The 13,976-nt window shown below is 31.5% G+C and carries 14 protein-coding genes; all 14 read left to right on the plus strand.

The genetic code is table 11. From position 1 onward, the window contains the following. Nucleotides 1–6: 6 nt before the first annotated feature. The 14 genes from ftsZ to ACWJJT_RS02470 all read left to right on the plus strand — a co-directional run bounded on the left by ftsZ (nucleotide 7) and on the right by ACWJJT_RS02470 (nucleotide 13,924). Nucleotides 7–1,098, plus strand: coding sequence for a cell division protein FtsZ (ftsZ, locus tag ACWJJT_RS02405; protein WP_462955941.1), 1,092 nt, complete (start codon nucleotides 7–9; stop codon nucleotides 1,096–1,098). 287 nt (nucleotides 1,099–1,385) lie between these two features. After that, complete coding sequence (gene spoIIGA / locus ACWJJT_RS02410; protein WP_462955942.1) at nucleotides 1,386–2,192, plus strand: sigma-E processing peptidase SpoIIGA; 807 nt, start codon at nucleotides 1,386–1,388, stop codon at nucleotides 2,190–2,192. 55 nt (nucleotides 2,193–2,247) lie between these two features. After that, nucleotides 2,248–2,955, plus strand: a complete 708-nt coding sequence (gene sigE, locus ACWJJT_RS02415) for an RNA polymerase sporulation sigma factor SigE (RefSeq protein WP_462955943.1) — start codon at nucleotides 2,248–2,250, stop codon at nucleotides 2,953–2,955. Nucleotides 2,956–3,194: 239 nt separating this feature from the next. Beyond that, the gene (locus ACWJJT_RS02420) at nucleotides 3,195–3,455 is read left to right on the plus strand and encodes a YlmC/YmxH family sporulation protein (RefSeq protein WP_165412727.1); all 261 of its coding nucleotides are present in this window, start codon (nucleotides 3,195–3,197) and stop codon (nucleotides 3,453–3,455) included. Between the two features lie 60 nt (nucleotides 3,456–3,515). Then, complete coding sequence (gene nrdR / locus ACWJJT_RS02425; RefSeq protein WP_462955944.1) at nucleotides 3,516–3,971, plus strand: transcriptional regulator NrdR; 456 nt, start codon at nucleotides 3,516–3,518, stop codon at nucleotides 3,969–3,971. Nucleotides 3,972–4,417: 446 nt separating this feature from the next. Beyond that, complete coding sequence (gene ltrA / locus ACWJJT_RS02430; protein ID WP_258280593.1) at nucleotides 4,418–5,827, plus strand: group II intron reverse transcriptase/maturase; 1,410 nt, start codon at nucleotides 4,418–4,420, stop codon at nucleotides 5,825–5,827. Nucleotides 5,828–6,117: 290 nt separating this feature from the next. Next, on the plus strand, nucleotides 6,118–6,813 hold the full coding sequence (locus ACWJJT_RS02435; protein ID WP_462955945.1) for a response regulator: 696 nt from the start codon (nucleotides 6,118–6,120) through the stop codon (nucleotides 6,811–6,813). Between the two features lie 2 nt (nucleotides 6,814–6,815). Continuing rightward, complete coding sequence (gene pnpS / locus ACWJJT_RS02440) at nucleotides 6,816–8,519, plus strand: two-component system histidine kinase PnpS (RefSeq protein ID WP_462955946.1); 1,704 nt, start codon at nucleotides 6,816–6,818, stop codon at nucleotides 8,517–8,519. Between the two features lie 181 nt (nucleotides 8,520–8,700). Next, a complete protein-coding gene (locus ACWJJT_RS02445) occupies nucleotides 8,701–9,588 on the plus strand; it encodes a phosphate ABC transporter substrate-binding protein (protein WP_462955947.1) in 888 nt (295 codons plus the stop codon). Nucleotides 9,589–9,790: 202 nt separating this feature from the next. Beyond that, entirely contained in the window at nucleotides 9,791–10,702 is a 912-nt protein-coding gene (gene pstC, locus ACWJJT_RS02450; RefSeq protein ID WP_462955948.1) for a phosphate ABC transporter permease subunit PstC, read from the plus strand. Continuing rightward, nucleotides 10,702–11,589 carry a phosphate ABC transporter permease PstA gene (gene pstA / locus ACWJJT_RS02455; protein WP_462955949.1) on the plus strand — a complete coding sequence of 296 codons (888 nt, stop codon included), beginning with the start codon at nucleotides 10,702–10,704 and terminating at the stop codon, nucleotides 11,587–11,589. The genes pstC and pstA overlap by 1 nt, the downstream gene beginning before the upstream one ends. 12 nt (nucleotides 11,590–11,601) lie before the next feature. Next, the gene (gene pstB / locus ACWJJT_RS02460; protein WP_462955950.1) at nucleotides 11,602–12,354 is read left to right on the plus strand and encodes a phosphate ABC transporter ATP-binding protein PstB; all 753 of its coding nucleotides are present in this window, start codon (nucleotides 11,602–11,604) and stop codon (nucleotides 12,352–12,354) included. A 23-nt stretch (nucleotides 12,355–12,377) separates the two neighbouring features. Then, on the plus strand, nucleotides 12,378–13,034 hold the full coding sequence (gene phoU, locus ACWJJT_RS02465; RefSeq protein WP_462955951.1) for a phosphate signaling complex protein PhoU: 657 nt from the start codon (nucleotides 12,378–12,380) through the stop codon (nucleotides 13,032–13,034). Nucleotides 13,035–13,099: 65 nt separating this feature from the next. After that, on the plus strand, nucleotides 13,100–13,924 hold the full coding sequence (locus ACWJJT_RS02470; RefSeq protein WP_462955952.1) for a substrate-binding domain-containing protein: 825 nt from the start codon (nucleotides 13,100–13,102) through the stop codon (nucleotides 13,922–13,924). Nucleotides 13,925–13,976: the final 52 nt, after the last annotated feature.

Consider the following 13,976-nt stretch of genomic DNA (forward strand, 5'->3'; position numbering starts at 1 on the left):
AGTGTTGTGCTAGATTTTGATGTTGATGTTCAAGAATTTGCTCAAATTAAAGTAATTGGGTGTGGAGGCGGAGGAAACAATGCTATAAACAGAATGATTATAGAGGGACTAAAAAACGTGGAGTTTATAGCTATAAATACGGATAAACAAGCTTTAATTCTTTCTCATGCAGTTCAAAAAATTCAAATTGGTGATAAGTTAACTAAGGGGCTAGGAGCAGGCGCTAATCCAGAAATAGGTATGAAAGCAGCAGAAGAAAGTAAAGAAGAAATCTCTCAAGCAATAAAAGGAGCGGATATGGTATTTATTACTGCAGGTATGGGAGGCGGTACAGGTACTGGAGCTGCACCTGTAGTTGCAGAAATCGCTAAATCCATGGGAATACTTACTGTAGGAGTTGTAACAAAACCATTCCCTTTTGAAGGCAGAAAAAGAATGATTAATGCTGAAATCGGAATAAAAACGCTTAAAGAAGTAGTAGATACTTTAGTGACAATTCCAAATGAAAGATTATTAACAATGGTAGATAAGAAAACTACATTGATGGATTCTTTCAAAATGGCAGATGATGTTTTAAGACAAGGTATACAAGGTATATCTGATTTGATTACTATACCCGGTCTAGTAAATTTAGATTTTGCAGATGTGAGAACAATTATGCTTGCTAAAGGTCTTGCACATATGGGTGTTGGTAGAGCAGCTGGTGATAATAGATCTCAAGAGGCAGCAAAACAAGCTATTTCAAGCCCGTTACTTGAAACTTCTATAGTCGGTGCTACAGGTGTACTTTTAAATATTACTGGTGGAATGGACTTAGGTTTACTTGAAATAAATGAAGCTGCGGAAATTGTACAAGGTGCAGCTGACCCAGACGCTAATATTATATTTGGTGCAGTTATAGATGAAGACCTAAAAGATGAAATAAGAATAACAGTTATTGCAACTGGTTTTGAAAGTGACAAAGTTGTGCAAAATAAAACTGTCCCAAAGCCTAAAGTAAAAGAACCAGTTAATCCTATTGAAGAAGTTGCATATACTAAAGAGTATGGAGATTCTGATTTAGAAATTCCTGCTTTTTTAAGAAGACAAAGCAAGTAATAAATAATAAAGTGCCTTTTGGCACTTTATTTGCGTTTAGGGCAATTTTAATTGCTAATAGGACTTAATCTCTATGCAAATTCACTGCATTAACTTAAAGCATTTTAGAGGGGCTAGTTAACTTAGTGAATTTATAGGGAATGGTCCTTTTTTTTACTTTGTATTTTCTAAAAAAAATATGGAAAAAAATGGTGCTTTATAGAAGAATAAAAATAAAAAAACATTGTAAAAAATGACAAAATTTTGATTGCATAAGTTATATAATAATTTTAAAGGAGGAAGAGCAAGTGATAGTATATATAGATGTGCTTATATTAGTGAATTTTATAGTTAATCTATTCATATTGCATATTACAGTTCAAACATTAAGAAAAAGAGTAAATCTTATATGGATGTGTCTTTCAAGTTTTATAGGCAGCTTATATGTTTTAACAGTAGTCTATCCAAAGCTTAGATACTTGACATATTTACCTTTTAAAATATTAGTACCTGTTGCAATGATTTTAATTGTTTTTAGAGAAAAAAACATTTTATTCAATATTAAGGCTTCTTTAATATTTATATTATATTCAATACTTTTAGCAGGAATGTGTTTATTTATACAAATGAACAATAGTAAAGATATGTCATTTGATATTATCATAATAAATTTTCCTTACGAAAAATTAATGCTTTCAGTAATGATAATTTATATATTGATATACAGGATCATGATTTTTATTGGAGATAGAAAAAAAATATCAACACTTATATACACTGTTGATATAATAAATAAAAGCTATAAAAAAACTATTAAGGCATTTTTAGATACTGGAAATGAGCTTCGTGAACCAGCTACCAATTTACCAGTATTAATTGTTGAACGGGATATATTAAGCGAAATGTTGTTTGAAAGAAATAACTCATACTTTATTCCTTATAATGTAGTGAATGGCACTAGTGGAAGGCTTATAGGGTTTAAACCACAGTATATTAATATTCATATTGATAAAAAGAATGTTGAAACAAGAGATGTAATTATAGCATTTTGTGAGTATAAATTAAGCAAAGATAATGACTATAACGCTCTTATGTCTAGAGGGATACTCAGTTAGATGATTTAATAGGAAATGATCGCTATGTGTTAATAATATAGATGGGGAGGAAATTATGTTCAAATTTAAAGTGATGTTAAACAAGTTATTTGCTAAATTCAAAATATTTTCAAACAATTTGTTTTATATAGGAGGGAATGATGCATTGCCACCTCCTTTAACTAAGGATGAAGAGTATGAGTTAGTAGTTAAATTAGATACAGGTGATAAGCAGGTGAGAGCTACCTTAATTGAAAGAAATTTAAGACTAGTAGTATATATAGCAAGGAAGTTTGAGAATACAGGCTTAAATGTTGAAGATTTAATTTCTGTAGGAACCATAGGGCTTATAAAAGCAGTTAATACTTTTGATCCTGAAAAGAACATTAAGCTAGCTACATATGCTTCAAGATGTATAGAGAATGAAATTTTAATGTATCTTAGGCGAAACAGTAAAATTAAAACAGAAATTTCTCTTTATGAGCCTCTAAATGTTGATTGGGACGGTAATGAATTGTTACTTTCAGACATTATTGGAACGGACAACGATGTGGTTTATAATATAATTGAAGAAGATGTAGATAAACAATTGCTTTGGCTTGCTATGCAACGTTTAAATTCAAGAGAAAAAGAAATTGTTCAATTAAGATTTGGATTAAATGGAACCATAGAAAAAACGCAAAAGGAAGTGGCTGACATACTTGGAATATCACAATCTTATATCTCAAGGCTTGAAAAAAGAATAATAAAAAGATTGCAAAAAGAAATAAATAAGATGGTATAGGGGCCGAAAGCAGGACCCTTTTTATAATTTTATTTTAGAAATCGATTTTTAAAATTATTATTTCAAAATTAAATATTAGGCAAAATGAAACAAATAAAGAAATGTTCTAATTATAAATAATATTTTTAATCACTTATGAATATAAATAATATAAAGTGCTAGGCCTCTAAAAATAGACTAGAGTAGTGACTAGCTGTTTAAAAAAACGGGTTTATGAAAACTTATTGGGGGTGAACAAAATGGAAAGTTTAATGTTTGCAATAAATAATTTAAGACAGATGGAAATTATAGATATAAGTTCAGGCTCAAAAATGGGATATATCAAAGATTTAAAAGTTGATTGTGAAGACTATAGAATTATTTCAATCCTAATGCCAACCCAAAAGTCATCTTGGTTCAATAAAAATAATAGTGTTGAGATACCTTGGGAAAAAGTAAAGAAAATTGGGGTAGATGTTATTCTTGTAGATGGTAGTGATGTAAATATAGAAAACGAATAGGAAAAAGTGTATAATGTTAGTATATTTGCAAACTATACTATGAAAAGGACGTGAAGGCCATTGAAATGTCCATATTGCAGCTGTGAAGAAAGTAAAGTAGTTGACTCTAGATCAACAGATGAGAATATTGCAACTAGAAGAAGAAGAGAGTGCCTAAGTTGTTTTAAGCGATACACTACATATGAAAAAGTGGAAGATGTACCTATTTTAGTAATAAAGAAGGATTCTAATAGAGAAAATTTTGATAGAACGAAAATATTAAATGGCCTTATTAAGGCATGCCAAAAGAGACCGGTGTCAAGAAAACAAATTGAAGCTATTTGTGATGAAGTAGAAAAGCAGTTAAATAATGAAATGCTTACAGAAGTGAAATCAGATTATATAGGAGAAATCATTATGAGCATATTAAAAAATGTAGATGAGGTATCTTATGTGAGGTTTGCTTCAGTTTATAGGCAATTCAAAGATATTAATACATTCATGGAAGAGATAAGGAAATTAATGTCTAAGGAATGAAAATGCCCTTAGGCATTTTTTTTATAATTGTGCGCCCGGCATGGGCGCAATCTAATGGGTGAAAGTCCCTAGCACGGGTTAATAGTGCCAAGTGCATAGCTTAAGACAAGGGTGTCCATCGTGAGATGGAATCTGAAGGAAGTTGGCGGCCAAACTCCGGTCTGACGAACAGAAACTACATATAAGGCATATGCTTGTGGGTAAGTTTGCAATACAAAACGAAGCCCAAAACTATTCGAAACAAGTGGTGTAAATGTAGCAGATAGATGGAGTGAAAGATTGCGTTCTTACCCGGGGAGATCTGATAGGTAAGTTGTGGATATGAATTTAGAAATAACAACCCATACAGTGATGTATGGCTGAACTATCAGAAGTCAGCAGACGTCATAGTACCATGCAAAACGCGTTAGCGTGGGAAGGACTGAACAATAGGAGGTTTTGGAATTTTGAAGGATACGAGAAAATATGATAAAAGCAGACAACTTCATAAAGAAGGCTCTCTACGAGAGAATAGAGTGGAACTCGAAGGTAATGTAGAAGTGCATAGTATTTCCTCTATGTCAGAAGAAGGAAGAAACGATGTGAATGAATATGATAATGGTTTACTCGAGCAGATATTATCGAGAGATAATATGAATAAAGCATATAAAAGAGTAAAAGCCAATAAAGGAAGTCATGGGATTGATGGTTTGACAGTAGATGAACTTCTACATTATCTAAAAGAGCATGGACAAGAATTAAGGCAATCATTATTAGAAAGTAGATATAGACCTCTAGCCGTAAGAAGGGTAGAAATACCAAAACCTGACGGTGGAATTAGGCTACTTGGAATACCTACTGTATTAGATAGAGTTATTCAGCAAGCGATATCACAAACTCTAATACCAGTATATGAAAAGAAATTTTCTGATAATAGTTACGGTTTTAGACCTTTAAGAAGTGGAAAACAAGCTGTTGAAAAATGTAGGGGATATATTAATGCTGGACATACATGGACGGTGAATATAGACCTTTCTAAATACTTTGATACGATAAATCATGATAAATTAATAAGGATACTATCGGAAGATATTAAAGATAGTAGAGTAATTTCTCTGATACGAAAGTATCTACAAAGTGGAGTGATGATAAATGGGGTATTTATGAATACAGAAGAAGGAGCACCTCAAGGCGGGCCTTTGTCCCCATTATTAAGTAACGTAATGTTACATGAACTCGATGTAGAACTAACAAAACGAGGACTAAACTTTTGTAGATATGCTGATGATGCGAATATATACGTCAAAAGTGAGAAATCAGCAAATAGAGTAATGAAGAGTATTACGAGATTTATTGAGGAAAAGTTAAAGCTTAGAGTGAATAAAGAAAAGAGTACAGTAGATAGACCTTGGAAACTTAAATTTTTAGGATTTTCATTTTACCGGGCAAAAGGTGAATACAGAATGAGAGTTCCTCAAAAACCTATAATCAAATTCAAAGCAAAGCTAAAAGAATTAACTTCAAGAAGTAATGCGATGAGCATGAAATATAGGTTTATGAAACTTAAGCAAGTGATAGTTGGATGGATAAATTATTTTGCTATTGCAGACATTAAAAGTATTCTTAAAACACTTGATGAATGGTTAAGGCGAAGAATTAGAATGTGTTTTTGGAAACAATGGAAAAAGATTAAAACAAAATATGGGAACCTTGTTAAATTAGGAATACCAAACAATAAAGCTTTGCAATATGCAAATACAAGGAAAGGCTATTGGAGAACATCCAATAGCCCTATATTAAACAAAACATTGACCAATAAATACCTTAAAAATATAGGATTAGTTTCTATATCTGAGACATATTTATTAAAACATTAATTTCTATTGAACCGCCGTGTACCGAACGGTATGCACGGTGGTGTGAGAGGTCGCTAAATAAATTAATTATTTAGCTCCTACTCGATTTTTCTTGAAAAACTACGAGAAAATTATGACGTAGGAGTTAAATATATTAGAGGCTGATGATATGAAACTATCAGGTAAGTAACAGAACAGTTTACTAGTGAGGATATTTAGAGTAATATTAAGGTTAGTAATAATAAACAAAAGAAAATGTATTATTGTTCATTTAAAACAATAAACTAATGCTGAAATATGGAGGGATTAACATGGCTGAAGAAAAAATATTAGTGGTGGATGATGAGGAACATATACAAGAGTTAATTAAATTTAATTTGGAGAAAAATGGTTATAAAGTTATGTGTGCTAATAATGGTATAGATGCTATAAAACTTGCTAAAGAGCAATTGCCGCAATTGATGTTACTAGATTTAATGTTACCTGGAATGGATGGCCTAGATGTTTGCAAGGAAATTAGAAAAGATTCATCTATGTCAAATATGCCAATAATAATGATAACAGCAAAAGCAGAAGAAATAGATAAAATAATAGGACTAGAGCTAGGGGCAGACGATTATATTACAAAGCCATTCTCAGTAAGGGAGCTAGTAGCAAGAATCAAAGCCATGCTTAGAAGAACTAATATGCAAGTAGCCGAAAAATCTTTTAGTGTTGGAAATTTGATTATTGATTTTGGTAAGCACGAGGTTATTAAAGGTGAAATCAAAATTGATTTGACATTAAAGGAATTCGAATTATTGGAAATTTTGATAAAGAATAAGGGAAGAGTTATGACTAGAGACTTTTTATTAGATAAAATATGGGGTTATGAATACTTAGGTGAAACAAGAACTGTTGACGTTCACATAAGACATTTAAGGCAAAAAATCGAAGAAGATGATAAAAATCCAATGTATATCCAGACTATTAGGGGCATAGGATATAGATTTAATTTTGGAGAGTAATTATGAAAAAAAAATTACTTATATATTTGTTAAGCACTGTGATTTTTATATTTGTGTTAGTAACTGCATTATTCACGTCTATTTTTAATTATGAATATCAGCAAAATCTAAAAGGGAAGCTTCAAATGAATAACAATATGATTATTAGATTATTGCAAAGTAATAATTTAAAAGACCCCCAGAAATTTTTTATTGAGAACTTAGAAAGTTCGCAGCTAAGAATTACCTATGTTGATAAGAATGGTAAGGTTATCTATGATTCAAATATAAGCGGGGAAACTATGGATGATCATAATGATAGGAAAGAAATAATAGACGCAAGAAAAAGTGGCGGCGGATTTACTGTGAGATATAGTAAATCGACTGATCGGAATATGATGTATTTTGCAACTACTTTTGGTGATGGGTTTATTATTAGAAGTTCTATGCCTCTTGAAATTGTAAATGGATTAGGCAGTAAATATTTTAAGCTCTACATCTTAGCCATAATTTTTTCAGCAATAATGTCAATTTGGTTTTCTCTAAAACTATCATATATTATAGTAAAACCAATTACCGACTTGATTTTTATTACTTCAAGAATTAGTAAGGGCGAATTTCATAGAAGAGCTAGAGTATTATCAGATGGTGAAATAGGACAACTAGCTAAGAATTTTAATGAGATGGCGGATAAACTAGAGTCTACATTGAATGAAGTTACCGATAAGCAAAACAGGCTAGAGGCTATTTTGCAAAGTATGGATAGTGGAGTCATTGCTGTAGATAGAAAAAATAAAGTGATAATGATTAATCCATATGCTAAAAAAACATTTGGAATCACTAAAGATATTATAGGGCAGAATCTTCTGGATAATATAAGGGATTTTGAATTAGAAAATATATTCCACCAAAGTGATAATGATTATAAGGAAATAAAGATAGTTTGGCCACAAGAAAGAGAACTTAGAATAAAAACTACAGATATAATTAACAGAAACGAACATATAGGCACTGTGGCAGTTGTTCAAGATATTACAGAGGTGAAAAAATTGGAAAATATGAGAACACAATTCGTTGCTAATGTTTCTCATGAGCTTAAAACGCCTTTAACCTCTATTAAAGGGTTTGCAGAAACTCTAAAATATGTTGATGATGCTGACACAAAGGAAAAGTTTTTAAATATAATTAATGAAGAAGCTGAAAGATTAACTAGATTAAGTACAGATATTTTAACACTTTCACATATAGAACAACAAAAGGAAGTTAAAAATGAAAAAATTAATATTAATAAAATTGTAGAAAATGTCTACAACTTAATGAAAAACATAGCAGAATTAAAAGGAATCAAGTTAACAGTTGAGCAGCAAAATGTAAAAGAAGTGATAGGTGATGCTGATAGGTTTAAACAAATGTTAATTAACTTAGTAGATAATGCAATAAACTACTCAGAAACTGGAGATAGTGTTTGCATTGGAATGGAGAGCAAGGATAATAGATGCATTCTATGGGTTAAGGATACTGGGGTTGGAATAGATAAAGAACAAATTCCACGTATATTTGAGAGATTTTACAGAGTGGATAAGGCTCGTTTAAGATCAAAAGGTGGCACTGGATTAGGGCTTGCTATTGTTAAGCATATAGTACTTAAATTAAATGGAAAAATATATGTGGAAAGTCAGTTAGGATTAGGCAGTAAATTTATAGTTGAAATTCCGTACGCTAAATAAAAATAAAGTTATCGCGTTATTAACGTGATAGCTTTATTTTTATTTATTGTAAAGTTTAATTAACATTAGCTAAACTTTAGTTAACTTTGCCTTAATACAAAGTTAACTTTCGGGGTATAATATTATAAATGTAATGAGTAGCTAATAAAACAATCTAAATAAATGAACGGGGGAATTATCAATGAAAAGAAAAAGCTTAAAATTAATGGTCGCTGCACTAGCAGTTGCAATGACAGCAGGAATTTCCACGGGTTGTTCAAGTAAAACTGCACCTAAAACTGATACTAAAAAAAATGAGTTATCAGGTACAATAACAGCAGCAGGATCAACATCACTTCAGCCTTTAGCTGAATTAGGTGCTAAGAGTTTTTTAGATAAAAACCCAGGAGCGACTGTAAATGTTCAAGGTGGCGGTAGTGGTACTGGACTTAAATTAGTATTAGAAGGTAGTGTAGAAATAGGAAATTCAGATATATATGCAAAGGATAAAGAAGGAATTGACGCAACTAAATTAAAAGACAATAAGGTATGTGTTATAGGAATTGCAGCGGTAACAAATCAAAAATCTAAAGTTGAATCTTTAACAAAGGCTCAATTAATAGATATATTTACAGGTAAGATAAAAAACTGGAAAGAAGTTGGCGGAGCTGACATGAAAATCACTGTTATAAATAGACCAAAATCTTCAGGAACTAGAGTAACATTTAAAGAATTTGGTTTAGATAAAAAGGAAGAAGTCGCTGGTTTAACTCAAGATTCGAGCGGAGCTGTTAAACAAGCAGTTAAACAAACAGATGGAGCAATAAGTTACTTAGCATTATCATACTTCGCTGATGCAGCTAATAAGGAGGGGTTAACCGTACTAAAAATTAATGGTGTTTCTGCAAATGCAGAGAACATAAGCACAGATAAATATAAAATTTGGGCATATGAACATATGTATACCAAAGGTGAACCTACCGGAATAACAAAAGCATACTTGGATTATATGGTAAGTGATGAAATGAAGGCAGGAATAACAAAATTAGGGTATATTCCAATGGCGGATATGAAGGTTAAAAGAGATTAATATTCTCTAAAGGCTGGGTAAAACCGGTCTTAATTTGCATTAAATTATCACTTTCGATTCAACAATATTAACGACTTCAGAAGGAGATTTATAACCTCACCGAAGTTTCATTTTTATTAGGGTAGAAAGTAACCAATTATAGAAAATATGGGGACTTTCCTTCTAAAGTATCGTTAAAATAATTTTTTTGAGGTACAATGATATGAAAAAAAATGATATGAAAAAAATATTTTTAAAACTAAAGAATGAAAATTTAGGACGTGGATTTGCAACATTTTGTGGTGCTGTTATAGTTATTCTTACATTTTCAATCATATTTTTCCTAACGACTAAAGGATTAAATACCTTTATAAAGCACGGATACTCAATATTTCATTTTATATTCTCTGGAGATTGGAATCCAGAGGTGGGGGGAGAATCTTTACCACCTCAATTTGGAACTTTGATATTTATTCTTGGGTCTTCAGCAGTGTCTTTCCTTGCAGTGCTAGTAAGTGCACCGATAGGGGTAGCTTTAGCGGTGTTTATGAATGTAGTATCACCAAAACTTGGCACAAAAGTTCTTCAACCTGCCATAGAGTTATTTGTGGGAATACCTTCAGTTGTTTATGGTTGGATAGGTGTAAGTGTTTTAGTGCCTATTATTAAGCTTTGGTTCGGAGGAATTGGTTTTAGTTTACTCGCAGGAGTATTAGTTATAAGCGTAATGATTTTGCCAACAATCACAAGTATTGCGTCTGATGCTATAAAAACCATTCCAAAAGATTATATAGAGGCATCTTATGGACTTGGAGCAACTAGATGGCAAACTATAATTAAGGTGATTATTCCTGCATCTAAAAGTGGAATATTAACAGGTATAGTACTCGGAGTTTCAAGAGCATTTGGAGAAGCATTAGCAGTGCAAATGGTTATAGGAAACTCAGTAGCATTCCCAAAGGGGTTACTCGGAACCACATCTACATTAACAAGCATACTTACTATGGATATGGCAAATACAATCTATGGTACAGCTTGGAATGATGCGTTATGGTCAATGGCATTATTATTACTAATAATATCCTTTGTATTTATACTTATAATTAGAAAACTTGGAAAAAGAGGTGAGGTATAATGAGTTCTAAAGTTAAAGATAAAATAGCAACCATAGTTTTATATATAATTTCTGCTTTAGTAATTCTTTTACTCGTAAGCCTCATAGGATATATACTATATAATGGAAGGCAATCATTAAATTTAAAATTTATATTTGGCGAACCACAAATTGGTGAAGCCGGTGGAGGTATTGGACGTCAATTATATAATTCGTTACATCTGCTTGTAGTAACACTTGTAATAACAGTGCCACTAGGTGTAGGGGCTGGAATATATTTAGCTGAGTACGCAAAAGAAGGCAAGCTATTAAATATTATTAGATTGAGTATTGAGACTATGGCATCGCTACCGTCTATAGTAGTTGGCCTATTTGGACTTTTAGTGTTTGTTAATATGACAGGATGGGGATATTCTCTTATTGCTGGAGCATTAGCTATAACTATAATAAATCTACCAGGACTTACTCGAGTTAGCGAAAATGCTATTAAAGCCGCTTCTTTTGGTGTTAAAGAAGCAAGTTTAGGATTAGGTGCAACTAGATGGCAGACTATTAAAAATGTTATATTGCCATCTGCAATGCCTCAAATTCTAACAGGTGTTATACTAGCGGCAGGGAGAATATTTGGAGAAGCAGCAGCATTACTGTATACTGCAGGTATGAGTGCACCAACTTTAAATTTTACTAATTTAAGTTTAACTAGTAAAGCTTCAGCTTATAGTTTATTAAGGCCCGCTGAAACTTTATCTGTATATATATGGAAACTGAATTCTGAAGGAATGGTACCTGATGCTACTAAGATAGCAAATGGAGCTTCAGCAGTTTTAATAATTGCAGTGCTTATCTTTAATGTATCTGCAAGAATAATTGGTAAAAAATTATATGAATCTCATACAGGAAGTAAATAAGGAGGGTACAATATGGGAATTGTTATAGCAAAGAATCTAAATCTATATTATGGCAACGTTCAAGCATTAAAAAATGTAAACATTAATATAGAAAAAAATTCGGTGACTGCACTTATAGGACCATCAGGTTGTGGTAAATCGACATTTTTACGTACTATAAACAGAATGAATGATTTAATAGATTCTGTTAAAATAGATGGAGAAGTATTATACGAAAATAAAAATATATACAATCCAGATTATGATATTATAGATTTAAGAAAGAAAATAGGAATGGTATTCCAAAAGCCTAATCCTTTCCCTATGTCAATATACGATAATGTGGCTTATGGACCCAGAATTCATGGTCTAACTAATAAGAAACAACTTGATGAAGTTGTAGAGAATAGTTTAAAGGGAGCTGCACTTTGGAATGAAGTAAAAGATAGGCTTAAAAAGAGTGCATTAGGATTATCTGGTGGACAACAGCAACGTTTATGCATAGCTAGAACTTTGGCAGTAGAACCTGAGGTTTTACTGATGGATGAACCAACTTCTGCATTAGACCCTATTTCAACTTTAAAGGTTGAAGAATTAATGGATGTTCTCAAAAAAAAGTATACAGTTATAATTGTTACGCATAATATGCAACAAGCAGGCAGAATTTCTGACTATACAGCATTTTTCTTAAATGGAGAAATTATTGAGAATGGGAAAACAGAGGAGATTTTTTACAAGCCTCGAGATAAAAGAACAGAGGATTATATTACCGGAAGATTTGGCTAAATTATAATAAGGAAGGTGATTTAATGGCAAGAAAAGTATTTGATGCGAATCTTCAAGAACTTCATAATGATTTAATTAGAATGGGAAGCATAGTAGAAAAACAAATTTATGACTGCATCGATGCCTTAGTTACTCAAAACACCGAAAAAGCTGAAAAAATAATGAAGAATGATGACATAGTTGATGAGATGGAAGGAGAAATAGAAGATAAAGCAATAAAATTAATCGCTATGCAGCAGCCTTTAGCAATAGATTTAAGAAATATTTTCACCATGACAAAAATAGTAACGGACCTTGAGAGAATGGCTGATCATGCCGTTGATGTTGCTAAAATCACATTAAGATTAAAAGATGAAAAGTATGTAAAGCAACTAGTAAGTATACCTAAAATGGCTGAAATAGTAGTGCTTATGATAAGAGATGCCTTGGATGCCTATGTGGCAGGAGATGTTAAAAAGGCATATGCAGTTTGCAAACGGGATGATGAGGTAGATGCTATATATAAGGAAGTATTTAGAGAACTACTACAATTGATGATTAAAGATCAAAATACAGTAAATCAAGCTACTCAATTTATATTCATTTGTAAGTGGCTAGAAAGAATTGCTGACCATACAACAAATATATGTGAATGGACAATTTATCTAGTTACTGGTGAAAAAATTAATTTAAACGAATAGTTTTTAGAGAAAATACAAAAACTACAATAAACGCAAATTTAAAATATTGTAGTGGAGTTGTGATTATGAAGAAAAAAAAACTAAGAACCTTTTTTATATTTTTTTGCGTTAGTATGATAATGCTAAGTGCGGGTTGTAAAAAAGGTGCAGAATTCAAAGAAAAAGAGCCTAAAAGTATTAAAATAATTTGTGAAGACACAGTTTTTCCTTTGGTAAATGATTTAGCACGTGATTATAATTTGAATAATGAGCATGCAGTTACTGTGGAATCTGCTGAGAAAGAAAGTGCTTTTAACAAATTAGATAATTCTGAAGGGGATGTTTTAATTGGATATGTTCAGCCAGATAAGAAGGGGATTGAAGCTGACATGCTAGCTTGTGATGGAATAGGGATTATTGTTAACGCTAGCAATAAAGTGAATGGTGTGGGAACTCAGGAATTAAAAAAAATATATACTGGAAATATAGTAAACTGGGAAAAATTAAATGGTGAATCAAAAACAATAGTACCTGTAGCATATAAAAATATGTTAAATACAGTCCAGCAGGGATTTAACATAAGGATAATGGATACTCCTGTAAAAGAACAAATGGGTAATAGTACTCAATATGTATCAAGTGTAGAAGAGATGAAGAATTTTGTTGCTCAGAATAAAAATTCTATAGGATTTATACCTGGACAGTGGTATAATAAAGAAAGTAAATTTTTAAAATTAAATGGTATTGAAATTACTAAATCAAATTTGCAAAATGAACTTTACTTTCTTAGGGTTCCAATAAAAATGTATTATTCTAAAGAAAATGAAGACAGTTTAAAGGATCTTTTTCAGTATTTTAAAAGTGAAGATGGTAAGAAAATTATTAGAAAATATTGCATAGAAGCATTTTAATACCTCCTTCTTAGGAGGTATTTTTATTCTGTAGTAAATTACATAGTAGGCT

The organism is Clostridium sp. CM041, from assembly GCF_055081035.1.